The following is a 25,429-nucleotide window of genomic DNA, read 5'->3' on the forward strand; positions in this document are numbered from 1 at the left end:
GTGTAGTGCCGCAGCCCCCGCCCGGCCTGCCCAGGGACGGTACTGTGCCCGTCACACCACCGTCAGGCGAGCTTGAGCGCCTTCTGGCTGCGGTCCCACTGCTCGCGGTAGAGGGCGTGGTCCTCGGAGAGCCGGCGACCGTAGGAGGGCACCATCTCCCGGAGCTTCGGGGTCCAGGCGTCCATCTTGTCGGAGAAGCAGGCCTGCAGGACCTCGATCATCGCCGAGGGGGCGATGGAGGCTCCCGGGGACGCACCCATCAGGCCGGCGATCGAGCCGTCGGCGGAGTTGATCAGTGCGGTACCGAACTCCAGGGAACCGAACTTCGGGGCCTTGGCGGGCTTGATCACCTGCACGCGCTGGCCGGCGGTCACCAGCTCCCAGTCCTCGTCGCGGGCGTCAGGCATGTACTCGCGCAGGGACTCCACCCGCGCAGCCTGGTTCTTCAGCACCTCGGTGACGAGGTACTTCGTCAGTCCCATCTCCTGGACGGCGACGCCGAGGTAGGAGGGGATGTTGCCCGGGCGCAGGGACTTGAACAGGTCGAGGTAGGAACCCTGCTTCAGGAACTTCGGGGTCCAGCCCGCGTACGGGCCGAACAGCAGGCCCTTACGGCCGTCGATGACACGGGTGTCCAGGTGGGGCACGGACATCGGCGGGGCACCGACGGCGGCCTTGCCGTAGACCTTCGCGGCATGCTGGTCGATGAGTTCCTGGTTGGTGCAGCGCAGCCACTGGCCGGACACCGGGAAGCCGGCGTAGCCCTTGATCTCCGGGATCCCGGCCTTCTGCAGCAGGGGCAGGGCCATTCCGCCGGCACCGATGAAGACGAACTTGGCGTGCACGGTGGTGGTGTCACCGTTGTGGAGGTTCCTGACGGTCAGCTTCCAGCCCTGACCCTCCCGGGTGACGTCGTTGACCTGGGAGCCGTAACGGATGCTGACTCCGTGGGAGGTCACGGCACCGAGGTACTGGCGGGTCAGTGCACCGTAGTTGATGTCGGTGCCGGCGTTGATCCAGGACAGTGCGACTCCTTCGGAGTAGTCGCGCCCCTTGTCCATCAGCGGGACCTTCGAGGCGAAGACCTCCGGGTCGTCGGTGAACTGCATGTCCGGGAAGAGAGGGTTGTCCTTGAGCGCCTCGTAGCGCGCCCTGATGTAGGCGACGTCCGCGGCACCGTGTCCGAAGGACATGTGCGGGGTGGCGTTGATCCACTCGCGGGGGTCCCCCAGTGTGCCGTTCTCGACGAGGTAGGACCAGAACTGTCGTGAGACCTGGAACTTCTCGTTGATGTTGACAGCCTTGGTGGTGTCGATCTTGCCGTTGACCTCGGGCGTGTAGTTCAGTTCGCAGAGGGCGGAGTGACCGGTACCGGCGTTGTTCCACGGGTCCGAGGATTCGGAGGCCGGGACGTCCTGGCGTTCGAGGATGAGCTGGCTCCACTCGGGCTGGAGCTCTTTCAGCATCACGGACAGGGTGGTCGAAATGACGCCGGCGCCGACCAGGGCAACGTCGACGTGGTCGTTCTTGGAGGGTGACACGTTAAGCACAATCCTTTTCTTCGCTGCTGTTCCGCCGTCGCGGCCCGACTGTCCCGGCACCGGGGTACGGTGTGCGGACCGGCCGGGCCGGGGCTTCCACAATCAGGCAATAGTACGCGGTGACGTGCCGTGTTGACTATCCGACCCCGTACCCACCCCGTGCCGACCCCCGTGCCCACCCCGTGCCCCACCCGTGCCCGACCCCGCCTGCAAGGGTGGCACGACGGGTACAGTGGGAGTCCGTGAATGAACCCGGGAACCCTCTCCGCACCGTCCCCGAGCCTGCGTCGGTCCACCTGGACCTCGCCGCGGTTCTGTCCCACCCCCTGGGACTGAGTATCCATGACCTGGACTTTGTTCCGGATATGCTCGGCGAGGGCTACGAGCACACCACGGTGTCCCTCGGTGACGACCCTGACGGGGAGACGCCCGGCGTCCCGGTGGTGTGCACGGTCATCCGCCACCGGCCCGCAGGGGTGGACCCCGGGAAGTTCGCGTCCCGCCCCGCGCTGCTCTTCGTCCACGGGATGACGGACTATTTCTTCCAGACACATGTCGCCGAGCACTTCACCGCACGGGGCTACGCCGTCTACGGGATCGACCTGCGCAAGTGCGGACGCTCCCACCGCCCAGGGCAGACCTGGCACCACGTGACCAGCCAGTCCGTCTACGACGAAGACCTCTCCGTCGCCGTATCCCTGCTCGGCGCCGGCCACCCGTACGTCATCCCCGTCGGGCACTCCACCGGTGGCCTGGACGTGACAATGTTCGTGTCCCGTCTGCACGCCGCCTCCCGGCGCGGGGACCCCGCCCGGGAGACCCTCTACCGCAGCGTTGCCGCGGTGGTGCTCAACAGTCCGTGGCTGGACCTCCAGTTCAACGCGCTCACCAACGCCGTCATCCGCAGCGTCTTCCCTGTGGTGTCCCGTCACGCCCCCACCCTGCCGGTCCCCGGGGGCATCGACCCCACCTACGGACGTACCCTGCATGTCTCTGAGTTCGGCGAGTGGGACTACGACCGCCGGTTCAAGCCGTTGAGGCCCAGGTCGAAGCAGGTCAGCTGGCTGGTGGGGGTCGCCCGGGAGATCGGCAGACTGCAGTCCGGGGGGTTCTCCACCGGTGTTCCCACCCTGCTGGTGTGTTCGGACGCCGACGGTTCCGGGCGCAGTGTCGACGACGGTTCCGGGGTGAAGGTGCCGGCCCCGGAGGCGTTCCGTTCCGACACGGTCCTGAAGCCCTCGCAGATGCGTCGGGCCGCCCGTCTGGTCGACCCGGGGTGCGTGGTGGTCACCGTCCCCGGTGCCGTGCACGACGTCTTCCTGTCCCGGGAGGACGCCAGGGACGCCGCCTTCGCCGCGGTCGACAGGTTCCTCGCGCAGGTCGTCGCGTCCAGGGGCGGAGCGGGCGCGAACTGACACCGGGGCGGTCGCAGGAGCGCGCGGACCCGTGGTGCCGATACGATCGGGTCCATGACTGACAGCACGGCGGTACAGGACGACGCGGTACAGGACGACGCGGCACGGGCATCACACCCCGGCACGGAGCACACAGAGCACTACGACCTCATCATCATCGGCACCGGATCAGGCAACTCGATCCCGGAGGAGCTCGACGACCGGCGGATCGCCCTGGTCGAGAAAGGCATTTTCGGCGGCACGTGCATCAATGTCGGGTGCATACCCACGAAAATGTACGTCTACACCGCTGACGTCGCCGCCGAGCTGGCGGAGGCGGGGCGCTACGACCTTTCCCCGGTGAATCCCGGGACCGGGGAGCCGGAGGAACCGCCGTTGTGGCGGGTGGACTGGCCTGCTCTGCAGGAGCGGGTGTTCGGACGCCGTATCGACCCGATCTCGCGGGGCGGGGAAGAGTACCGGCGGGGTTCCCGCACCCCGAACATCACCTACTACCCCGGTGTCGCCCGGTTCACCGGTGAGCGCACGTTGCGGATCGACACGGGTGGACAGACCGTCACGGTGACTGCGGACCAGGTGGTCCTGGCGACGGGGACCCGTACGCGTGTTCCCGCGGTGATCGCGGAGTCCGGGGTACGTTACCGCACGAATGCCGATGTGATGCGGATGGAGAAACTGCCTCGCACCATGGTCATCCTCGGCGGCGGCATCATCGCCGTGGAGTTCGCCCACGTGTTCTCTGCGCTGGGGGTGGAGGTGTTCGTGGTCAACCGGTCGGACACCCTGCTGCGCCGCTTCGATGCCACGGTGCGCTCCCGGTTCACCGCCGCTGCCGGTTCGCAGTGGACCAACCTGCTGGGCCGTACGGTCACCTCCGCCCGGGAGGAGGGGGGCCTGGTCACGGTCACACTGGACGACGGCAGGGAGATCGACTGCGACGAACTGCTGCTCGCACAGGGCAGGGTCCCGAACTCTGACCTGCTGGACTGTGCCGCCGGCGGGGTGGACCTCGACGCCGCGGGCAAGATCGTGGTGGACCGGTTCGGCCGTACCTCCGCGCCGGGGGTGTGGGCCCTGGGGGACGCCGCCAACGATTTCGAGCTCAAGCACGTGGCGAACCAGGAGGCCCGCGCGGTGTTCCACAACGTGGCCTGTTCTGACGAGCAGGAGATGGTCCCGTTCAAGCTCGACAATGTTCCCGGCGGCGTCTTCTCCCGTCCTCAGATCGGTTACGTGGGGATGACCGAGGACGAGGCACGCGAGTGGGCACGTGACAACGGTCGTACGCTGACGGTGAAGGTGCAGGAGTACTCCGATGTGGCCTACGGCTGGGCGATGGAGGATTCGACGGGTTTCTGCAAGCTCATCGCGGACGCCGGGTCGCGGCGGCTGCTCGGTGCACATATCATGGGTCCCCAGGCTGCAACGCTGATCCAGCTGCTGGTCACGGCGATCGAGTTCGATCTTGACCTGGTGGAGTTCGCCCGGAAGCAGTACTGGCCCCACCCCGGCCTGTCCGAGCTTGTGGAGAACGCCCTCCTCGGTCTCGAGTTCGAGTGACGCGACCGGCACCGGCCTGCTGAACCACTGCCCCCGCTGACACGCTGTACCCGCTGACCTCTGAACAGGAGACCTGCCCGTGCCCCGTCCCCGCCTTTTCACCGCCTCCGCCACAGCAGCGACTGTGGCCGCGGCGGCCGCTGTGGCCACGGTTGTCTCCGTGGCGTCGCCCGCCGTGGCCTCCGCCGCCCCCGGTCTCTCTGCCCCGGGTCGCACCCAGGTGTCCGTGGACGGTACCTGGACCGGCCTTCACGTGGGCACCCCCAACGAAAATGAGGCACGGTACAGTCTGTCGCTGACGAAGCTGCTCATCGCCGACTATGTTTTCGAGCACGGCGGTGCGCAGGACAGGGAGAAGGCCCGGAACATGGTCAGGTACTCCGACGACAACCTGGCCACCGAACTGTCGCAGAAGTATCCGCAGGCGATCCCGTCGAAGGTGGAGCAGTACGGGATGACCTCGGCGGTTCCGGCGTCCACGTGGGGAAACTGGAAGTTCTCCAGTGCGGACTGGTCACGCTACCTGTCGGCGAAGCACCGGGAGGATCCCACCGCGACCGGGCCGCTGCTGTCGGCGATGCGGGAGAGCAGTACAGTCGCCGCCGACGGGTACGGCCAGCGCTACGGTGTTGCCCTGCTGCCGGGGGTCCTGGGGTGGAAGTCAGGGTGGTCGGACGACCGCACCACCTATCACGCGTCCACGGGTTTCGGAGGCGGGTGGACTGTCGCCGTACAGACCACGGGCACCCGGGGGGACCTCGACGCCGACCTGGCCGCCGCACTCTCCCCCGCGGGTCTGATCCCGGACCCGGGTTCCCTGGCGACCATGACACTGTGGCCGGCGCGGGAGGTCGCCAGGCAGGGCGTGCAGGCGACGGCCGACTGGGTCGGTTCCGTGGTCGGCCCGGTGGACCCGGCGACCGCGCGCGCCATCGCCGACAGCATCACCACCGCCGGGGAACCGGTCGTCGCCGCAGTGCCGGAGACAATCCCGCTTCCCGGCGTCATCGCCGCAGCACTGCCCGGTGCCCGGGCCTGAGAGTCTCCACCGGGGGTAACGGATCCGGTCCGGCGGACCCCGCCGTCGGGCACCTGCGGTGACGACGTAGTACACCGGAGAGCGTGAATGACGCCGCCCCACCGCAGCTGCCGGACCGTCCCTGGACCGAGGACGCCGGCGCCCTGGCCACAGCACTCGGTTCCTCCCCCGCCGGACTGACTTCGAAGGACGCCGCCGCCCGCCTGGACGCCACCCGCGCCCGCGCCGTCGACGCCGGTGGAGCGAACTCCCCCTGGCGACTGCTCGCCCGGCAGTTCACCAGCCCGATCATCATCATCCTGGTCGTCGCGACGCTCATCGCCGGCGTCCTCGGTGACTGGCTGGACTCGGTGATCATCCTCGTGATCGTGCTGCTGTCCGGACTGCTGGACTTCGTGCAGGAGCGCGGGGCCCAGGCTTCGATGGACCGGCTGCTCGGCGCGGTCCGGTTGACCGCCACCGTCCGGCGCGACGGCACCGCCACCGAGGTTCCCTTCGACGCCGTGGTCCCCGGTGACGTCATCGAGGTCAGCGGTGGTGACGTCCTTCCCGCCGACGCCGTCGTCCTCACCGCCACGGACCTGCAGCTCGACCAGTCGTCCCTGACCGGCGAGACTTTCCCGGTGGACAAGCGGCCCGGCCCTGTCGCCGCGGACACTGCCCTGGCAGCCCGGTCGAACCTGCTGTACTCGGGCACCCATGTCGCCTCGGGCACCGGCACCGCCGTGGTCACCGCCACGGGACGGGACACGGAGTTCGGGCGGGTGAAACAGTCGCTTGCCGCGAAAGAGAAGCCGACGGGTTTCGAACGGGGCATGACGAAGTTCGGCCTGCTGCTGACCCGCATCATGGTCCTCCTGGTCATCGTGATCTTCATCGTCAACCTGGTCCTGGACCGCCCCGTCGTCGATTCGGCCCTGTTCTCCCTCTCCCTTGCCGTGGGACTGACCCCGCAGCTCCTCCCCGCGATCGTGGGACTGTCGCTGGCCCAGGGTTCCAAGGTCATCGCCCGCCACCGGGTGATCGTCAAACGGCTCAACGCCATCGAGGACTTCGGGGCGATGACGGCACTGTGCACGGACAAGACCGGCACCATGACCGCCGGTGAGATCCACCTGTCCGCGCCACTCGACCTGAACGGCAGGGCTTTCCCGGGCCTGCTGCGCACCGCCGCGCTCAACGCGATGCTGCAGACAGGCAAGACCAACGCCATGGACCAGGCCATCACCCGCGCCGCCCACGGCGCGGGCACGGACCTTGCGGGTGCCCGTGCCCTCGACCAGCTCCCCTACGACTTCACACGCAAACGGTTGTCCGTCCTCGTCGACGACCCCGCCTCACCGGAGGGGCCCTTGCTGGTGACCAAGGGGGCCGTCGAGAAGGTCCTCGAGGTGTGCACCCACGCCACCGTGGACGGTCGTACCGTGCCCCTGTCCGAGGTTGTCGACACCGTCCGGCGGGTGGTCGACCAGCTCGGCTCGCAGGGTTTCCGGGTACTGGCCGTCGCCTCAACCCCCACCGGCACCGCCGTCGAGGACAACCTCACCCTGGTGGGACTGCTGAGCTTCGCGGACCCGGTGAAGCCGGACGCCGCGACCACCATCTCCGACTTCGCCGACGCGGGGGTGACGGTGCGGATGATCACCGGCGACGCCCGCCCGGTCGCCACCCACATCGCCGGGCAACTGGGCCTGGACCCGGCCGCGGTACTGTCCGGGTCGCAGATCGACGCACTGGACGACGACGGTCTGGCCCGGGAGGCCCGGCGGAACCGTGTGTTCTGCGAGACCACCCCGAACCACAAGGAACGCATCGTGCGTGCCCTGGGCCACGACGGGGAGACGGTGGGGTACATGGGTGACGGCATCAACGACGCCCCGGCGCTGCGGGCCGCCGATGTCGGGATCTCGGTGACGGGCGCGGCCGACGTCGCTGCCCAGTCCGCCTCCATCGTCATGCTCGACAAGGATCTGCGGGCCCTGCTCGACGGGATGCGCGCAGGCCGGCGGACCTTCGCGAACACCATGAAGTACATCCAGATGACCACCAGTGCCAATGTCGGGAACATGATCTCCATGGCGGTCGCCTCGGTGGTGCTGCCGTTCCTGCCGCTGCTGGCGTCCCAGATCCTGGTGATCAACCTTCTGACGGACCTGCCGGCCACGGCGATCGCCACCGACCGTGTCGATCCGCGGCAGCTGCGCCACCCCCAGAGGTGGGACATGCGCCTGATCCGCAACTACATGCTGGTCTTCGGGATCCTGTCCTCGGTCTTCGACCTGATCACCTTCGCGGTGCTGCGCTGGGGCTACGGTGCCGGGGAGTCCGAGTTCCAGTCGGCCTGGTTCCTCGGTTCGGTCCTGACCGAGGTACTGGTGCTGTTCAGTCTGCGTACCCGGGGTCCGGCGTGGCGGTCCCGGCCGTCGCCGATCCTGGTGCTGCTGTCGGTACTTGTCGCCGTGGTCGCGTTCACCATCGTGCTCTCCCCCGTCGGGGTGCTGTTGCATCTTGAGGTCATCCCCTGGTCTCTGGTGGGCCTGACCGTGCTCGTCGCTGTCGTGTACGTCATCGTCACGGAGATGGTCAAACCCGTGTTCTGGCGGAGCCCGTCCCACCGGGTCAACCGTCTGAGGTGGCCGGTGTCACGACACACCGTCGTACCTGCCACCACCCGGAAGTGACCGGGGCAGAGTGACCGGGGCAGGGTGAGCGGTAGGGCAGGGTGAGCGGTAGGGCAGGTACCTCGACGCGCGGGGAGGCCGCAGGGCTACCTAAGATACACACATGGTCTACTCCACCCGCCACACCACGGCTGTGAGGACCTGCTGCGCCGCAGTACTCCTCTCCACCCTCACCCTCACCACCACCGTCACACCGGCCACCGCCGATCCCGCAACACCTGCGACATCCGGGCAGGTCCCGGGCGTCCCCCCGGCTCTGGTCGCAGCAGACCCCACCCTCGCCGAACCCGCCGACGACCCCTTCTACACTCCCCCGGCGACCGTGCCTGACGCCCCGGGCACCCTGATCCGCAGCCAGTTCGCCCCGCACCTCCTCGACGCCCTCGACATCGCCGGCGCCCCCGGAAGAGCGGACAAGCTTCTCTACACCTCGACCGCCCAGGACGGGAGCACCGTCGCCGCCAGCGGATTCGTCATCGAACCGGCCGGACAGTGGGCGGGGAACGGACCCACCCCCACCATCGTCTTCGCCCCCGGGACCCGCGGCACAGGCGACGAGTGCGCCCCTTCCCGCGCACCGGGGCTGCTCGCCGGCGTCGACCGGGAGAAGGGGTCGGTCAACATCAACTACGAGTACCCGGTGTTCCTCGCCGCGTCCGCCGCCGGGATCCGGGTCATCGTCACCGACTACATCGGACTGGGTACACCGGGGCAGCACACCTACGTCAACCACACCGAGGAGGGACACGCCGTCCTCGACGCCGCCAGGGCCGGCCTGTCCCTGGCCGGTGCCCCGGAGAACTCCCCCGTGGCACTGTACGGCTACTCGCAGGGTGGCGGTGCCGCGGCAGCCGCAGCAGAACTCGCGGCGTCCTACGCCCCGGAGCTCAACATCAGGGGGACCTTCGCCGGAGCCCCGCCGGCGGGGCTCCTCTCCGTCGCCGACACCGTCGACGGAACCACGATGGGTTCGGTCCTCGGCTTCGCGTTCAACGGTGCACTGGTCCGGTACCCGCAACTGCAGTCCACGGTGGACCGATACTTCAACGACGAGGGACGGAAGTTCCTCGACAGCACGAGGGACACCTGCACCGTCGCCGGAGGTAGCGGTGATGACACGGACGCCACCGGAAGTACCGCGGGAAGCTCCGGCGGCTCCGGAGGCGCCCCCGCGGCAACGACCGGATTCGACTCCCGGAAGTTCACCGTGGACGGGCGCTCCTTCAGCGACCTCATCCGCGACGACAGCAGTCTGAGCAGTGTTCTCGGCAACGAGCACTACACGCTGGGCAACAGGACCCCGGACGCACCCGTGTTCATCCTCAACGGCCGCAACGACGACACCATCCCCTGGTCGCAGAGCCGCCAGCTCGCCGCCGACTACTGTGCCGCCGGTGGCACGGTGAAGTTCGTCACCGACGAGACCCCGCCGATCCTGCCGGGTACGGGCCTGGGCCACATGGTGCCCCAGCTGGCGAAGTCCGGGGAGGCGGTGTCGTGGATCATCGACAGGTTCAACGGGGTGGAGGCACCGGACAACTGCGGGAGCTTCTGAGCGGTGCGGGCGACCGGCGGTCAGTAGATGACCACCACGGCATTGTCACCGCCGGCGCAGCGCACACTCCGACCCGTCGAGGAACTGCAGTACATGGTGTAGGTCCCTCCCGTGACAGGTGAGGTGACCGTCAATGTGGGACGGTAATTTCCCGTCGTCGCGTAGGTGGCGGTGAATGCACTGTAGACCGCGGCTGCGAAAGCGCCCGAGGTACTGGCACTGGCCGGGTAGTAGCCGGTGTAACGCATCCCGTAGCCCGCTGTGCCGGCGGGGACCTGCCACGCCGGAGCGGACCGGGGCACCCCCGGTGCGGCCGGCGTGGGTGCCGGAGCCTCGGCGGGAGCCTGGGACGACACGGCAGGTTCCCTGATCACGACCGTGGTGACCTGGGAGGGGGTGCCGGAACCCCCGGAGCTGCAGGCGCTTGTCGCCACTGCCGGAACAACGGCGCAGGTGGCCGCCACCACCCTGAGAAATGCCCTGTTTCTTCTTTTCTTCACGGTGCTTTCTCCTCCACGCCTAAGACTGTGACCTTCAGCATAGTCTGAGAAAAAGCTGACCCGCGAACGGAGCAGAGGACCCACCGCCCCGGAGGGCGGGGGCGGGGACGGTCAGACCTCGAAACTGCCGAAGAGGACACTGGCCAGCAGAAGGCCGAGCACCAGATTGAACACGGTAGCCAGCCCGAAGACCGCCACCGGGCGGACCCCCGCCTCCCGGAGTGACTTCACCTCGAATTCGAGTCCGATCGAGACGAAGGCGAGGATGAACTTGGGGAACCGCCGCCAGAAATCCCGGGCACCCGGCCGCGGTACGTCAGCGTCCCGCTCCACCTTCACCGCGAACCAGGCGGTCAGGGCGACGGCGTCCGGCAGTCCCAGCTGTCCGGTCGACCAGGGCTGCACGAAGATCGAGGACAGGGCAAAGACGATGACGGGTGTCGCAGTATACGCCAGGTGTGAATGTGATCGCTATGTGGCGTGGATTTTTGGCCGATCCGTGGCGTGCCATCCAGCACCAGGCGAACAACGATGATGCCGACCATAGTCTCGGCCGGCCATCCAGATAGACGCCTCGGATAGCGCGATGTCAGCTCCGCAGCCGGCGAGAATATGACATATGTCACGACGTGTTGCTTCCACGATATGAAAGGGCACAGTTCAGAGCGACACTAGGAGGTATGATTTCCTCCATGTAAATGACCTCCTTAGCCGGGAAAATGGAGAAGGCACTGGAATGCCCAGGTTAAGTCCTGATGCTCGCGACTCCGACGCTTCAATGCTTATCACTCACAGCTCGGGAACTACGGGCGACCCGAAACTCGTCTGTCACTCTGCATAATCACTGAGGGGCGCTACAGCTGTCGAGCTGTCTCGAATTCCTCACTTTCAGATTAATGAACGAGATACTACTCTTGCGAATATCTCATTCTTTCATTCTCGCTCATTATGTCGGATATATGCTCAGATTAAAGGGCCTTCTCGACCCGGCATTGCCTATACCACTTCCCGACACCACCGAGACGAAGGACACCTTGTGACCACGCTGCATGCCATTGCTGAACGCCTTGCTGACATCAGGTGTATTAGTCTGTCTACCGACACGAACCTCGTCGTCGAACAGTTCGTTACCGCCGACCTCGCGGTCGGCACGATCACGGATCCGGGGAACATCGATGACGCTGAGGGGAGCAGTCTCTTGGTCGAAGCCGACGAAGCCTACAGTGCCGCCGGCAAGCTCGCCATGGGAGAGACAGTCCAGCTGTCGGAAGTTACAATATTTCCCACCCGCGAGATATGACGTCGAGAATGTGATCTTTCTGAGCTGAAATCACGTGTTTCTTCCATCTGACGGGTCTTGCTTCTCGCGCCTAACAGACTTGATATCCTCAGGAACGAGATATGATGAAATAACGCATATTATTTGAAAGCCAGCAAAAAATAGAATTACCAGCGTTGCAGGATCTAGTTTTCTGTCTACCATTGTAATGAGAATAGATAGAATGCATGTGACTATCATACTGATTCTCAAATAGCGCTTGGGTGTAATTTTGAACTTCAAAGCGTTAGTTCGCATTAGAATGCCGCTGACGCCGACTAGTACAAATGCGTATATTACTCCAAAAAAAATGCCCGAGAATATCGTCATGTTCTTCCCTAATAGTTTGTTTCCGCGGCAAGGTTAGATCTATTGTATAGAATTTTTCTGTTCGGAAAGAACTTCTTGGACAACATGCTGGGGAACTTCCTCGGGAGCCGGCGTTCCGTCGAGTGGCACAAGTGGAACGGATGTGGAAACCCAGTCCAATTCCTCATCGGGAAGTTTGACCACAGGGGAGTCGAGGCCGATGTCGTCATTCGGAACAGTAGACATAGACCTAGATCTTGCCGAGTCAACGTACTTATCTTCTGTAAGGTAGTCTGTGCCGGCATTATTGATTCGCTCGTTGAGATTCCTAGAGAATTTACCCCATGAGTACCTCGCTAGACTCTGCGAGTTAAACGGTCCAGCCAAACTTGCCTTTGAGGTCGGACCCCATGCGGTTACGATAAGGTGCACATTTTTCTTCGAGACATCGAAATCACCGGGCTTCGATACGAATCGGAAAGTGATTGTGCGACCCGCACCTTCGGGGTGTCCTTCCAGAGATTTGAAACTGAAAACATCGTTCGATATGGAAGTGACTTCTATTGGTGCTGGTCCAGCGATGGTGTCAATTACAGTTTTGAGGTCGCATCTATCGCCAACCCGTAATTTCTGGCCACAGCCAGTGAATGTGAAGTATGCATCAAAATGCTCTGTTACCTCTCTGTTTACAGAATTGGGAGTCCATCTGTCATCCTGGGCGATGACCGGGTACTGCAACTGATATCCATCCCAGACGGTGTGATCTCCGGTAGGGAGTTGCTGAGATATGCTGGGAACCCACTGAATATTCAAATTTTGGAAGTTCTGCTGCACTCCCCCTTCTACGTTGTATTCTTCGCCAATAGGATATCCGTGTGGTCCCGCTTCCCATCCTCTAGAAGACCAATAGTCTCTAATTCTTCCTTTTACAATTTGAGCGCAGGTGTCAGGTGTCCAGTATATTGAACCATTTTGAAAGTGGTTGAATTTTCCAATTCCGTCAGGAGGCGTCATCTCATCGGTAGTGGGATATCCCAAAGTTCCTGTCTCCCAACCAACTTCTTGCCAACGGTCGCGTATCCGTCCCTCTATCTCGGCTGGGCCAGTTTGAGGATGCCAGTAAATCGATCCCCCTTCAAAATGACTAAATCTACCTGTCCCGTCAGGGGGAGTTATCTCATCGGTAGTTGGATACTTGAGTCTGCCGTTTTCCCACCCGAAGTCTCTCCACTTATCGCGTATGCGTCCTTTTACCTGATGTGCGACACCATTGTCGACCATGGGATGCCAGTATATGGAGTTTAGCGTTTTGTCGAAGACTTGGAACTTTCCATCTCTTCCGGCATTGAGTTCATCAGTTGTGGCATCTCCGATTGCGCGGTGTCCACCGAGACGGTTGTATGCCTCCAGGATTCTTCCGTTGATCCATCGGCCGTGGAATTCTGCTGCTTGTGCTGGGCTCACGGTTGTCATTGGCAGAAAGATGGATGTGGCGAGCGCAAGTAATGCTCACTGTCTGTTGATTTTCAAGGCAGCCTTTCGTGTCGATGCATCATTAAAGGGGAGCCTACCCTAAGACATGAGAAGTGCGCAATAGGTAGGAGGAGAATCCTGTGAAAGTATGTGAAGTGCACGTGGCTTTATAGGGATGATCTGTTCGATGTGCTGGTCTAAGAGCTCGAAGGATGTTGGATTTGACGTCCTGCGGACAGTGCACACCATCGCCGACGGTCTGGGTATCTGCCAGGACCAGGACACCGAGTAGTTCCGCCCCGGTGTTGACCGGTCCGCGGAGCGTCACCGGGCTTGTGTTCGCCAGCCCTGCGGCCCGGCCGGCCCGCCCTCCAACCTGACTTGGCTCACGTTTCGGTGTTGTCACTTAATCTAAGTCTGTGACCTGCGTGGCTTCCGTGGAATTCAGCGAAAAACCGGACTAAGCAAGCAGTCCTGGACCGGTAGACTCCTGAACATGCAGCCCAGGACCCGCACCGTGACTACCGCCTCCGGGGCTACTGCGGTGCAGATCATCTACTCCTACGGTGGTGGTGCCACCTCGATGGAACATATCGGCTCCGCCCACAGCGATACCGAACTCGCGGCGCTGAAAGCCGAAGTAGCCCGACGACTCCAGGGCGACCAGCTCGAACTCGGCCTGGACCTCGATGTCACCGACATCTCAGCAGTCCGTGGGACAGGCACCGAAGAGCAACCGTGGGAGGTCACCGCACAACGCTCCGGCTACCTGCTGGACGCGATCGGCACCGCCTACAGGGCGATCGGCCTGGACGTCGCCGCCGGCAGTGACGATGTGTTCGCCGGCCTGGTGACCGCCCGGATCTTGCAGCCAGTCTCGGAATACGACTCCATGCGTAGGCTGGCCGAAGCCGGAGCAACCTCGGCGAGTTACTCGACGATCAAGAGTCGACTGCCTCGCTACGCCACCGACGAGTTCCGTGATGCGGTGACCAGTGTGTGTGCTGATCATGCGGGCATCGGGCCGACCTCACTGGTGCTCTGCGACGTCACGACCCTCTGACTCAAGAAGCTGACGAAGGTGACGGGTTCCGTGAACCAGGGTTCTCAAAAGTACGCCGGATCGAGCCTTGAGACTCACCGTCGGCATGCTCACTGACGTGAACGGTTTCCCGCGGTGTATCCAGGCCTTTGAAGGGAACAAGGCGGAAACGAAGACGTTCCTTCCCTCGGTGGAAGCGTTCATGGACACCTACGTCCTGCATGACGTCACTGTCGTCGCCGACGCGGGGATGATCAGTGAGGCCAACCGGCGGGACCTGGACACCGCCGGCCTGGCCTATGTCCTGGGTGGCAAGACCAGGGAACTGCCGTACCCGATCTGGAAGTGGCGCAACGACAGCCCCGGGGTCGAGTACACCCACGATCAGATCTGGGTGACCAGCGATCCCGGTGACCCGGCCAAAGGGGATCCGACCGTCACGGACGATCTACCACTACTCCACCGACCGGGCCCGGCGGACGGTGAAGGGGATCGACGAGTCACTGCGCAAGGCCCGCAACATCGCCGAAGGCAATACCCCGGTCAAGCGCAACCGGTACGTGAAGCTGGGCAGGGCGACCAAGGAAGTCAACCTCGAACTCGCCAGTCAGCACCGGGAACCGGCAGGGATCAAAGCGTATGTGACCAGCAGATTGTCGGAGGATCCGATGGTGATCATCGGGTACTACCGTCGCTTGTTTCAGATTGTGCGGTCATTCCGGATGGCGAAGTCGGACCTGAAGGCCCGACCGATCTTCCACACGCTCAAGCAGTCGATTGATGCACACCTGACGGTGGTGATGGCGGCGCTGGCTGTGGGTCGATGGCTGGAGTCGACATCAGGGTGGTCGTTGAAGAAACTGGTACAGACGCTGCAGGGTTACCGGGAGATGCGGATCAATGTGGGCGGGCACGAGGGGGTCTGCTGCACGGTGAGGTGACATCTGATCTGGCTTGCCCGGGAGGGCTGTCTGGAAAGATGGCATTGTGCCTAAGCCCTATCCCACTGAGTTCCGTGACGATGTCGTGCGCGTCGCGCGGAATCGCGAGCCCGGAGTGACGATTGAGAAGATCGCGAAAGACTTCGGGGTTCATCCGATGACGCTCACGAAGTGGATGCGTCGCGCCGATATCGACGAGGGCAACAAGCCAGGTCAGACTCGAACGGAGACAGCCGAGTTGCGGGAAGCACGCAAGCGGATTCGGTTGCTCGAGCAAGAAGTCGAGGTGTTGCGGCGGGCGGCCGCGTATCTGTCGCAGGCGAATCTGCCGGGAAAATGATGTACCCGCTCGTTGCCGAGCTCGCCGCTGACGGGGTTCCTGTCGCGGTGTCGTGCCGGGTCTTGAAGCTCGCTCGCCAGCCCTACTACCGGTGGCTGGCTGCCCCGATCACCGACAGTGAGGTGGTGGAAGCGTATCGCGCGAACGCGCTGTTCGACGCACACCGCGACGACCCCGAATTCGGGCACCGGCTGCTGGCCGACGAGGCCCGCGACGCGGGTGAGGCGATGTCGGACCGGACCGCGTGGCGGATCACATCGAGCAATGGGTGGTGGTCCGTGTTCGCCGAAGAAACGGGGCACGAACGGGAGAAAGCCCGGCCCGTCCGTCCACGACGATCTCTGCGCCGTTGTGGACGAACACGGCCGCACCCGGCATGTGTTCGCCGCGACGAGAGCGAACGAGCTCTGGCTCGTGGACATCACGGAACACGAAACCGCGGAAGGCAAGCTCTACTGCTGTGCGATCAACAACGCCTTCTCCGGGCGGATCGTCGGGTATTCGATCGACTCCAGGATGACGTCCCGCCTGGCCGTGCAAGCTCTCGAGAACGCGGTCCGGATGCGTGGTGACGTGGCCGGATGCGTGATCCATTCGGACAGGGGATCTCAATGTCGAAGCAGGAAGTTTCTGGCCGCTCTGACCCGTCACCGCATGGTCGGATCGACGGGCAGAGTCGGGTCCAGCGGCGATAACGCCGCCATGGAATCGTTCTTCTCGCTCCTGCAGAAGAACGTCGTCGACCGACGCTCTTGGACCACCCGCGAGCAATTGCGGATCGCGATCGTGACCTGGATTGAGAGGACCTATCACCGCCGACGACGGCAAGCCCGTCTGGGGCGTTTGACCCCGATCGAGTTCGAGACCATCATGACCAAGGACATCGCCCTCGCGGCGTGACTACAAACTGTCACCTATCCGTGCAGCAGACCCCTAACGTAGTTCCCGTCCCTCAATGTCTTCGAACGACGCCTCATCACTTGTACTGACCAGGTCCGCGCCCAGAATGCCAGGTTGCCTGGTCCGATCGGGATTCCACCTGGTTGACGGCTCACGGGGTAGTCCCCGCGTTCTGGACCTTTTCTGTTCTCCAGAGGACCAACAGACTCCCTACCGCACTCCCCAGTCCCACCCTGCCGTCGCCGACCGCAGGTGGGCGTAGGAGCGCACTGTCCTGCCGTTGAAGGGGGCGAACGCCGGCGAGGTTCCGGGGACCCGCCACACGGGTGGTTCCTCCGCGCCTGACAGCACCCACGCCGCCTGGCGTGCCGCGCCCAGTGCCACGTACTCCGCCGGGTCCGGGACCAGGACCTCGACTCCGAATATTGACGGGGCGATGGCCCGCACTGCGGCGGACCGGGCACCGCCGCCGATGAGAAGCACCCTCTTCACCCGTTCTCCGGTGGCTCCGACGAGGGCTTCCACGGCATCCTTCATGGAGCAGAGGAGGCCTTCGACGGTCATCCGGGCGAAGTCCTCGCGGGTGGTGGAGGTGGTCAGTCCCTGGATGATGCCGGTGGCGTCCGGCCGGTTGGGGCTGCGTTCCCCGTCGAGGTAGGGCTGCAGGATCAGTCCGCCGGCACCCGGCGCGGCGGCGAGGGCGAGACGGTCGAACTCCTCGTGGTCCACGCCGAGCAGGCGGCGGCCGAGGTCGAGGACACGTGCCCCGTTGAGGGTGGCGACCAGCGGCAGGTATTTTCCGGAGGCGTCGGCGAATCCGGTGACCATTCCGGCGGAGTCGTGGACGCTGTCGTCGACCACCGCGGAGGCGACTCCTGAGGTTCCGATGGAGACGCACACGTCGCCGGGGCCCAGGGCCAGTCCGAGGGCGGCTCCCTGGTTGTCACCGGTGCCGGGTGCGATGAGGGTTCCGCGTGCCGCGGCTGCGGGGGACACGGATGCGGCGACGGTTCCGACGGCTTCGTCGGGGTCGGCGAGGTGGGGCAGTTCCACGGCGTGTCCGAGTGCCCGTTCTGCCAGTTCGGGCAGCCAGCGGCGTTCCCTGGTGCTGTAGTAGCCGGTGCCGGACGCCTCACCGTGGTCGGTCGCGCTGACCAGACCGCCGGACAGGTACCGGTTGAGGTAGTCGTGGGGCAGCAGGACCGAGGCGGTGCGGGCGGCGTTGTCGGGTTCATGGTCGCGCATCCACCGCATTTTGGTGGCGGTGATGGACGCCACGTAGCGGCTGCCGGTGAGGTCGACGCAGGCTGCGGGTCCGCCGAGTTCGGCGATGAGGTCTTCGGCGGCGCGAGCGGAGCGGGTGTCGTTCCAGAGCAGGGCGTCGCGGACGACCTCGCCGGAGGCGTCGAGAGCGACCATGCCGTGCTGTTGTCCTGCGACGGAGACGGCGTCGGCACGGTCGAGGAGGCCGTCCGTGGCGGTTCTGAGTGCCTCGATCCAGGCGCGGGGGTCAACTTCGGTGCCGTCGGGGTGGGTGGCGCGTCCTTCGTCGACGACGTCACCGGTCTCTGCGTCGACGAGCAGTGCCTTGCAGGACTGGGTGGAGCTGTCGATTCCGAGTACCAGTGCCATCAGTTTTCCTCTCCGCCGTGGACGGCGCTGCGGGTGCCGCCGTGGTCGGCGCTGTGGGTGCCGCCGGTGATGTGCAGTGCCGCTCCGGATGCTGCCAGCCGGGCGCGTTGTTCGGGGGTGGTGGCGGAGTCGGTGACGATGTGGTCGAAGTCTGTCAGGTCGGCGACCTTGAACAGTCCGGGGGCGTCGAATTTGGTGGCGTCCACGACGAGGACTTTCGTCTGTCCGATGTCCAGCAGTGCCTGTTTGGTGTCGGCGGCCTCGATGTCGGGGTGGAACAGGGCGGTGCCGGTGGAGGTGGCCCGCAGTGAGGTGGTGGAGACGAAGGTGAGGTCCGCGGACAGTCGTCTGATCTGTTCGGTGGTCCCGGCGCCGAGGAAGGAGTCGGTTTCGGGGATGTAGCGTCCGCCGCAGGCGATGAGCCGGATGGTGGATGCCCCGCTGCGGCGGCTGTGGTTGTACATGGCTGCCAGGGAGTGGGTGACCAGGGCGGAGGGGTTGCGGTCGGGCAGCAGTCCGATGAGTGGTTCGAGGGTGGTGGAGTCGTCGACGGCGACGACTGCCCCGTCTTCGATGAGTTCGGCGGCGAGGGCGCACAGGGCGGTCTTGGTGTTGCGGTGGAGCTGTCGGCGTTGTCCCACCGCCAGTTCGCTCATGGAGGGGGTGACGGACCGGGCACCCCCGCGGATTCTCTCGACGAGGTGCCCGGCGGCGAGGGCGTCGAGGTCGCGGTGGACGGTCATCTGGCTGACGTCGAAGTGCCGGGCGAGTTCTTCGACGCGGGCGGTGCCGTGCCTGGTGACGTAGGCGACGATGCTTTCGCGTCGGCGGTCGGGCCCGGTGACCGAGGTGGGCTGTGGCATGCGGTTGAGGCTAGCACGGGAATGGGAGAGGAAGGACGCCACGCAACATTGAACTGTTATTTTCCGTGACTTTCTAACACAGTAACGGTAAATTCATCCGCGTCGCGCATCACGCGCTGTGACGCGCACCCCCTGACTCTTCCAGATGCAACGGAGAACACATGAGCTCACACGCTGCTCCTCCACCGCCGGCGTCCGGCGACACCACCGCCGCCTCCTCCCCCGGCGACACCACCTCCACACCCGGCCCCCTCCTCGACAGACTCGGCATCCCCCGTGCCCTGATCTGGGGCTTCATCGGACTCGCCCTGTTCATGATCGGCGACGGTGTCGAGACCAACATCCTCGAACCGTTCCTCCACGACGAGCACGGCTTCTCCACGTCACGGGTCGGCACCCTGGTCACCGTCTACGGCGTCGCCGTGGCCGTCGCCGCCTTCTCCGCCGCCGCACTCTCGGACCTGTGGGGCCCGCGACGGGTGATGGTCATCGGCGCCGCCGTGTGGATCGTCTTCGAACTCGGCTTCCTGCTCGTCGCCCTGACCACCTCGAACGCCGTGCTCATCTACGTCACCTACGGCCTGCGCGGATTCGGCTACCCCCTGTTCGCCTACAGTTTCCTGGTCTGGATCAGCGCCGTGTCCCGCCCGGAGGACCGGGCCACCGGGGTGGGCTGGTTCTATGTCGCCTTCTCCGCGGGCCTGCCCACCCTCGGTGCCCTCGTGGCGACGATCTCCCTGTCGGTGTTCGACCTCGACTTCTACCAGACCCTGTGGGTCTCCCTGGCGCTCGTGGTACTCGGCTCGGCGTGCGCGTTCCTGGGCGTGAAGGAACGCCGCGGACGCCGCCCCCTCGTCGACAACCCCCACGAAGTCACCGCGACACTGTCCCGGGGTTTCCGTCTGCTGGTCACCGACCGCCGGGCCCGCTACGTCACCTACATCCGGACCATCAACTCCGTCCCGACCTACGCCATGGCCGTGTACTTCCCCTCCTACTTCACCGATGACCTGGGGTGGCGGCTGGGCTGGTTCCTCATCCTCACCACAGTCATCTACGCGGTCAACCTGCCGTTCAACCCGCTGTTCGGCCGGATCGGCGACCGGGTCGGCTGGGCCCGCACCATGTTCTGGTGCGGTGCGGTCCTCTGCGCCGTCGCGCTGGCACTGGTCTACTTCACCCCGCTGGCCGGCACCGCACTCGGCCTGCCGGACGCGGTGACCTACGGCGTCACCCTCGCCTTCGGCGCGGTGTTCGGCATCGGCCTGGCCGGATACGTGCCCCTGTCCGCCATTGCGGTCTCCCTCGACCCCGAGCATCCGGGGGCTGCGATGGCGACCTACAACCTCGGCGTCGGAGCGGCCGTGGCCGTCGGCCCCCTGCTCGTCGCCGTCTTCCTCCCTCTGGTCGGTGCCACCGGCCTCACTCTCGTCATGATCGGCCTGTACTTCGTGTCCGCCTGGCTGTCGACACAGCTCAAGGGCACGCAACCCGGGTTCGACGGTGTCCCCGCCGAGCCCTCCCCCGCAGGTACCCCTGCTCTCGCCAAGGAGAATTCACTGTGACTGTCCCCACCGGAACTTCCGCCGCCCCCACCCCCGCCGCACCGGTCCGTCTCGGCACCGCGTCACTGGACGACGTGGCCGCCACCGGTGCCGCGGTCCCGACCTACGACCGTTCCGTGGTGACCCCCGGCATCGTCCACATCGGTGTCGGCGGTTTCCACCGCGCCCACCAGGCCATGTACCTCGACCGGCTGATGAACCGCGGTGAGGCCCTGGACTGGGGAATCGTCGGTCTCGGCGTCATGCCTTCGGACGCCCGGATGCGTGACGCCCTCGCCGGCCAGGACCACCTCTACACCCTGACGACCAAGGCACCGGACGGCACCGAGGATCCGCGGGTCATCGGCAGCATCATCGACTACGTCTTCGCCCCTGACGACCCCTCCGCCGCGGTGGCACTGCTGTCCGACCCCCGCATCCGGATCGTCGGACTCACCGTCACCGAGGGCGGCTACAACATCGACCACGTCACCGGGGACTTCCTCCACTCCTCCGTGCATGTCGCCCACGACCGTGCGGAGCTCACCGCCGGCCGTACCGGGGACCTGCGTACCTTCTTCGGACTGGTCACCGCCGCACTCGCCGCCCGACGTGCCGCCGGAACCGCCCCGTTCACGGTGATGAGCTGCGACAACATCCAGGGCAACGGTGACACCGCCCGGCGTACCTTCCTCGCCTTCGCGGACTCCGTCGACCCGGATCTGGCGTCCTGGATCAGCACCGACGTCTCCTTCCCCAACTCGATGGTCGACAGGATCACCCCGGAGACCACGGACGCCGACAGAGATGACGTCGCCGCCCACGGGTACACGGACGCCTGGCCCGTCGTCGCCGAGGACTTCGTCCAGTGGGTCCTCGAGGACGCCTTCCCCGCCGGACGCCCGCCCTACGAGAACGTCGGTGTGGAGGTCGTCGATGACGTCGTCCCCTTCGAACTGATGAAACTGCGGCTGCTCAACGCCTCCCACCAGGGACTGTGCTACTTCGGACGCCTCGCCGGTCACCGTATGGTCCACGAGGTGATGGCGGACCCGCGGTTCGGACGGTTCCTCCTGGCCTACATGGAGACCGAGGCAACCCCGACCCTGCGCCCGCTTCCCGGGGTGGATCTGGACGCCTACCGCCACACCCTCATCGAGCGTTTCGGCAGCGTCGCCGTCAAGGACACGGTCGCCCGGTTGTGCGCGGAGAGTTCCGACCGGATCCCGAAGTGGCTGCTCCCGGTGGTGCGGGAGAATCTCGCCGCGGGGCGTTCCACCCGGCTCTCCGCCGCGATCGTCGCTTCGTGGGCCCGGTACGCCGAGGGTGTCGACGAGCAGGGTGAGCCGATCACGGTCGTCGACCGCATGGCCGACCGGTTGCAGGAGTCCGCCTCCCGCAACCACGAGGATCCCCTGGCGTTCCTCCGCGACCGTGAGGTCTTCGGTGACCTGGTCGAGTCCGAGCAGTTCACTGCGGACTACCTGCACGCCCTCGACTCCCTGCACAGTGCGGGCGCCGAGGCGACACTGGACATGCTGCTCGCCGAGGTCGCCGCCGATCCCGGCACCGGCCGGCACTGACACCGGCACTCCCCCCGGTACCGGCCGGTAGTTGCCGGCACTCCCCCGGCGCACAGCTCAGCGGATGATCAGTCCCTGGGCGTCACGGGCGTATGTGCGGGCACCGACGAGAACCATGATGAACTCCACGAAGGCCCAGATCGCCACAGCGGTGAGGGTGAGGGATGCGGCGACCAGGAGCAGGGCCCCGAAAACTGCCGTGCCGTCACCGCTGTCCGAGTAGGAGTAGTAGCCCTCGGAATCGTAGGAGAGCTGGGAGTCCACACCTGCCGCCAGTGCGATGACGCCGACGGCCAGTGCCGCCCAGCTGCCCAGTGTGAGGACCAGCTGCGTGACGGCCCGGTTCTTCAGTCCGAAGTAGAAGTTGTGGGCGCCGAAGGTTCCGAGGAAGAACGCCAGCAGTGCTCCGACGGCCTTCGACTTCGGGGAGTACCCGTACCCGGGGTACCCCGGGTAGCCGACAGCTCCCGGATAACCCGGCTGGCCGGCGTACCCGGGGTAGCCCTGAGGATCCTGGTAACCCGGGTAGCCCGGGGTGGGCTGGTAGCCGGGGTAACCCTGATAGCTCTGGTGGCCCTGGTAACCCTGGTGGCCGTCCTGGAAATCCTGCCCCTGGTAGCCGGAGTAGCCCTGGTAGCCGTCCTGGCCGGGGTACGTGTCCCCTGGGTACGTGTCCCCGGCATAGGGGTTGCCGGCATAGGGGTTGCCGGCGGAGGAACTGCCGGAGCCGGAGCCTCCCGACCGCGCACCCCCGGTGTACGGGTTGCCGGTGGTGCCACCGGACCCGGAGTTCTCCGGTGCCGGCCCTGCCCCGGTGGTGTCCTCCCTGTCGGCACCTGAGGGTTCCCTGTCCCGTCCGCCCTGTTCTCCCGGTCCGGTCATGCGCAGCTCCTCGGTCGTCATCGGCCATATGCGCCGACGTGATGACCTGATCCTAGCCGACCCTCCCCCGCCCCGGTCGCCGGTGATCTTCGCGCTGGAAAATCTCCCGGGAGGCCGGGGGCCTACTCGGGCATCACCAGCACGGCCTTGACCGCGCGGCCGGAGCCGGTGTCGGCGATCGCCTGGTCGATCTGGTCGAAGGGGTAGGTGGTGACCAGTTCGTCAAAGGGGAACCTGCCGGCCTTGTACAGTTCCACGAGCTGCAGGATGAAGGTCTGGGGGATCGAGTCACCTTCGATCGCGCCGACGATGCTCTTCCCGGATGCGGAGATCAGTCCCAGGTCGAGGGTCGCGCCGGGCTTCGGCACTCCGACGAGGGCGAGCTTTGCCCCGAAGGCTGTCGCCTCGATGACCTGCTGGACGACCGCGGGGACCGCAGTGGTGTCGAGTGCGAAGTCAGCGCCGCCTCCGGTGATCTCCCGGATCTTCGCCACCGGGTCCTCGTTGCGGGAGTTGACGGTGTGCGTCGCACCGAGCTTGCGCGCGAACTCCAGCCGCTCGTCGATGATGTCGACCGCGATGATGGTGGTCGCACCGGCGACCACCGCACCCATGATGCCGGACAGTCCCACTGCGCCGGTACCTGTGACGACGATGCTGGCACCGGCAGGGACCTGCAGGGAGTTCAGGACCGAGCCTGCCCCGGTCTGGATTCCGCATCCCAGGGGGCCGGAGAGTTCCACGGGCGCACCCTCGGGGAGGACGACGACATTGCGCGCCTCCGCGATGGCGTAGGAGGCGAAGGAGGACTGTCCGAAGAAGTTGCCGTGGACGTCGGTGCCGTCGGCATCCTTCAGTGCCAGGGTCCCGTCCTCACGGGAGCCGCCGAAGTTGAGCGGCATGAAGTTGACACAGTAGGCGGGCTTTCCCGCCAGGCAGTTGCGGCAGTGGCCGCATGCGGCGAAGGACATCGCGACCGCGTCGCCGACCTTCACATCGCTGACGGCCTCCCCGACCTGCTCCACGTAGCCGGCTCCCTCGTGTCCGAGGACGAAGGGGAAGGCGCCCGGGATGTCACCGTGCTGGACCGCGAGGTCGGTGTGGCAGAGTCCGACCGCGGAGATCCTGACGAGGACTTCGTCGGGGCGGATGTCACGCAGGGTGAGGTCCCGGAAGGTGAAAGGCTGGTCGACGCCGTCGAGTACCGCTGCGCGAACTGGTGTGGTCATGGTTCTGCTCCTCTGACGATCTGTTCTGATCTTTTAGTTGACGCGTCAACTGTATAGCGACCGTCAGCTCACCGCACGCAGTATGTGATATTTGCCATAGCTGCTGCGGCGTCCGGATCCCTCACCCCGCCACACAGACCGGGGACGCCCCCCGGAGACCCGGAGAACCTACTTCTTCGACCGGTCGACCTCGCCCTCACGCAGGGTGAGGACGTCCACGCCGTCGTCGGTGACGACCATCGTGTGCTCCCACTGGGCAGTCCACCGGTGGTCGGTGTTCTGTACCGTCCACCCGTCATCCCAGATCGTGTAGTCCAGTGAACCGAGATTGAACATCGGCTCCACGGTCAGCGTCATCCCCGGCTCGAGCACCGTGTTGTACGCCTCCTCGTCATGGTGGACGATGATCAGCCCGTTGTGGAAGGTCGGCCCCACCCCGTGGCCGGTGAAGTCCCGGACCACGTTGTACCCGAAACGCCGGGCGTAGGCCTCGATCACACGGCCGATGACGTTGACCTCCCGACCGGGCCTGATGGCCCGGATGCCCCGCCACATCGCCTCATAGGTGCGCTCGACGAGAAGACGGTGCTCCTCGGTCGCTTCACCGGCGATGAACATCGCGGACGTGTCACCGTGCACACCGTTCTTGTAGGCGGTGATGTCGATGTTGACGATGTCGCCGTCCTGTATCACCGTCGAATCCGGGATGCCGTGGCAGACGATCTCGTTGAGGCTGGTGCACACAGACTTCGGGAAATGCCGGTAGCCGAGGGTCGAGGGGTACGCACCGTGGTCACACATGTACTCGTGGGCGATCCTGTCGAGCTCGTCGGTGGTGACCCCCGGGGCGACCGCGGCCCCTGCCAGGGACAGGGCGTCCGCCGCGATCTTCGAGGACTCCCGCATCGCCTCGACAACCTCCGGAGTCTGCACCCACGGCTCACCGACGTTCTCACGGACCTCGTCCTTCCACACGTACTCCGGCCTCTCGATACCGGCGGGGACGTGACGGACCGGCGACTGTGTACCCGGCTTCTGAGGTGCTCTGTTCTCGGTGCTCATGAGCCCCCACCGTACTCCGC

The 25,429-nt window shown here is 65.4% G+C and carries 17 protein-coding genes and 2 pseudogenes; 10 read left to right on the forward strand and 9 right to left on the reverse strand.

Going from position 1 to position 25,429, the window contains the following annotated elements; all coding sequences use genetic code 11:
• Window positions 1-62 precede the first annotated feature (62 nt).
• Window positions 63-1,541 (reverse strand): malate dehydrogenase (quinone), encoded by a 1,479-nt coding sequence (gene mqo / locus BN3906_RS00500; RefSeq protein WP_066582926.1) that lies wholly within the window; start codon window positions 1,539-1,541, stop codon window positions 63-65.
• A gap of 242 nt (window positions 1,542-1,783) precedes the next feature.
• Here mqo and BN3906_RS00505 point away from each other — a divergent pair, with 242 nt between their 5' ends.
• From BN3906_RS00505 to BN3906_RS00525, 5 genes are all read left to right on the forward strand, one after another.
• Entirely contained in the window at window positions 1,784-2,956 is a 1,173-nt protein-coding gene (locus BN3906_RS00505) for an alpha/beta hydrolase (protein WP_227871224.1), read from the forward strand.
• 54 nt (window positions 2,957-3,010) lie between these two features.
• Entirely contained in the window at window positions 3,011-4,516 is a 1,506-nt protein-coding gene (mtr, locus tag BN3906_RS00510; RefSeq protein ID WP_078056997.1) for a mycothione reductase, read from the forward strand.
• 79 nt (window positions 4,517-4,595) lie between these two features.
• Window positions 4,596-5,555, forward strand: a complete 960-nt coding sequence (locus tag BN3906_RS00515) for a hypothetical protein (RefSeq protein ID WP_078056998.1) — start codon at window positions 4,596-4,598, stop codon at window positions 5,553-5,555.
• A gap of 83 nt (window positions 5,556-5,638) precedes the next feature.
• Window positions 5,639-8,236, forward strand: coding sequence for a magnesium-translocating P-type ATPase (mgtA, locus tag BN3906_RS00520; protein WP_066582931.1), 2,598 nt, complete (start codon window positions 5,639-5,641; stop codon window positions 8,234-8,236).
• 103 nt (window positions 8,237-8,339) lie between these two features.
• On the forward strand, window positions 8,340-9,791 hold the full coding sequence (locus BN3906_RS00525) for a lipase family protein (RefSeq protein ID WP_066582933.1): 1,452 nt from the start codon (window positions 8,340-8,342) through the stop codon (window positions 9,789-9,791).
• A 20-nt stretch (window positions 9,792-9,811) separates the two neighbouring features.
• Here the strand turns inward: BN3906_RS00525 and BN3906_RS00530 are convergent, their stop codons facing one another.
• Window positions 9,812-10,291 (reverse strand): hypothetical protein, encoded by a 480-nt coding sequence (locus BN3906_RS00530; RefSeq protein ID WP_147592677.1) that lies wholly within the window; start codon window positions 10,289-10,291, stop codon window positions 9,812-9,814.
• Between the two features lie 111 nt (window positions 10,292-10,402).
• On the reverse strand, window positions 10,403-10,696 hold the full coding sequence (locus tag BN3906_RS00535; protein WP_066582937.1) for a YeiH family protein: 294 nt from the start codon (window positions 10,694-10,696) through the stop codon (window positions 10,403-10,405).
• A gap of 631 nt (window positions 10,697-11,327) precedes the next feature.
• On the opposite strand from BN3906_RS00535, the gene BN3906_RS00540 reads away from it, so the two are divergent.
• Window positions 11,328-11,591: a hypothetical protein gene (locus BN3906_RS00540; RefSeq protein ID WP_066582939.1), complete on the forward strand. Its 264-nt coding sequence runs from the start codon at window positions 11,328-11,330 to the stop codon at window positions 11,589-11,591.
• 387 nt (window positions 11,592-11,978) lie between these two features.
• Here the strand turns inward: BN3906_RS00540 and BN3906_RS13920 are convergent, their stop codons facing one another.
• Window positions 11,979-13,391 carry an LGFP repeat-containing protein gene (locus BN3906_RS13920; RefSeq protein ID WP_078056999.1) on the reverse strand — a complete coding sequence of 471 codons (1,413 nt, stop codon included), beginning with the start codon at window positions 13,389-13,391 and terminating at the stop codon, window positions 11,979-11,981.
• 496 nt (window positions 13,392-13,887) lie between these two features.
• On the opposite strand from BN3906_RS13920, the pseudogene BN3906_RS15385 reads away from it, so the two are divergent.
• Together BN3906_RS15385 and BN3906_RS00555 are read left to right on the forward strand one after the other, a co-directional pair.
• Window positions 13,888-15,356, forward strand: a pseudogene (locus BN3906_RS15385) (IS1634 family transposase); the annotation flags it as partial.
• A gap of 64 nt (window positions 15,357-15,420) precedes the next feature.
• Window positions 15,421-16,614, forward strand: a pseudogene (locus tag BN3906_RS00555) (IS3 family transposase).
• A 210-nt stretch (window positions 16,615-16,824) separates the two neighbouring features.
• Here BN3906_RS00555 and xylB read toward each other — a convergent pair.
• Window positions 16,825-18,246, reverse strand: a complete 1,422-nt coding sequence (xylB, locus tag BN3906_RS00560; protein WP_066582943.1) for a xylulokinase — start codon at window positions 18,244-18,246, stop codon at window positions 16,825-16,827.
• Complete coding sequence (locus BN3906_RS00565; RefSeq protein WP_066585667.1) at window positions 18,246-19,109, reverse strand: DeoR/GlpR family DNA-binding transcription regulator; 864 nt, start codon at window positions 19,107-19,109, stop codon at window positions 18,246-18,248. The genes xylB and BN3906_RS00565 overlap by 1 nt, the downstream gene beginning before the upstream one ends.
• A 161-nt stretch (window positions 19,110-19,270) precedes the next feature.
• Between BN3906_RS00565 and BN3906_RS00570 the strand changes: the two genes are divergently transcribed.
• Entirely contained in the window at window positions 19,271-20,674 is a 1,404-nt protein-coding gene (locus BN3906_RS00570) for an RbtT/DalT/CsbX family MFS transporter (RefSeq protein ID WP_078057000.1), read from the forward strand.
• 74 nt (window positions 20,675-20,748) lie between these two features.
• Complete coding sequence (locus BN3906_RS00575; protein ID WP_227871259.1) at window positions 20,749-22,236, forward strand: mannitol dehydrogenase family protein; 1,488 nt, start codon at window positions 20,749-20,751, stop codon at window positions 22,234-22,236.
• Between the two features lie 57 nt (window positions 22,237-22,293).
• On the opposite strand, the gene BN3906_RS13925 is transcribed toward BN3906_RS00575, so the two are convergent.
• The 3 genes from BN3906_RS13925 to map all read right to left on the reverse strand — a co-directional run bounded on the left by BN3906_RS13925 (window position 22,294) and on the right by map (window position 25,409).
• Complete coding sequence (locus BN3906_RS13925; RefSeq protein ID WP_078057187.1) at window positions 22,294-23,118, reverse strand: TM2 domain-containing protein; 825 nt, start codon at window positions 23,116-23,118, stop codon at window positions 22,294-22,296.
• Between the two features lie 122 nt (window positions 23,119-23,240).
• A complete protein-coding gene (locus BN3906_RS00585) occupies window positions 23,241-24,347 on the reverse strand; it encodes an NAD(P)-dependent alcohol dehydrogenase (RefSeq protein WP_066582946.1) in 1,107 nt (368 codons plus the stop codon).
• A 168-nt stretch (window positions 24,348-24,515) separates the two neighbouring features.
• Window positions 24,516-25,409 carry a type I methionyl aminopeptidase gene (gene map, locus BN3906_RS00590; RefSeq protein ID WP_066582952.1) on the reverse strand — a complete coding sequence of 298 codons (894 nt, stop codon included), beginning with the start codon at window positions 25,407-25,409 and terminating at the stop codon, window positions 24,516-24,518.
• Window positions 25,410-25,429: the final 20 nt, after the last annotated feature.

The organism is Corynebacterium provencense, assembly GCA_900049755.1.
In the GTDB taxonomy this organism is placed as follows: Bacteria; Actinomycetota; Actinomycetes; order Mycobacteriales; family Mycobacteriaceae; genus Corynebacterium; species Corynebacterium neomassiliense.

Coding starts and splice junctions, on each gene's coding strand:
- xylB (WP_066582943.1), bottom strand. CDS start 18,246: ATGGCACTGGTACTCGGAATCGACAGCTCCACCCAGTCCTGCAAGGCA.
- BN3906_RS00525 (WP_066582933.1), top strand. CDS start 8,340: ATGGTCTACTCCACCCGCCACACCACGGCTGTGAGGACCTGCTGCGCC.
- BN3906_RS00570 (WP_078057000.1), top strand. CDS start 19,271: ATGAGCTCACACGCTGCTCCTCCACCGCCGGCGTCCGGCGACACCACC.
- map (WP_066582952.1), bottom strand. CDS start 25,409: ATGAGCACCGAGAACAGAGCACCTCAGAAGCCGGGTACACAGTCGCCG.
- BN3906_RS00565 (WP_066585667.1), bottom strand. CDS start 19,109: ATGCCACAGCCCACCTCGGTCACCGGGCCCGACCGCCGACGCGAAAGC.
- mtr (WP_078056997.1), top strand. CDS start 3,011: ATGACTGACAGCACGGCGGTACAGGACGACGCGGTACAGGACGACGCG.
- BN3906_RS13920 (WP_078056999.1), bottom strand. CDS start 13,391: ATGACAACCGTGAGCCCAGCACAAGCAGCAGAATTCCACGGCCGATGG.
- BN3906_RS13925 (WP_078057187.1), bottom strand. CDS start 23,118: ATGACCGGACCGGGAGAACAGGGCGGACGGGACAGGGAACCCTCAGGT.
- BN3906_RS00585 (WP_066582946.1), bottom strand. CDS start 24,347: ATGACCACACCAGTTCGCGCAGCGGTACTCGACGGCGTCGACCAGCCT.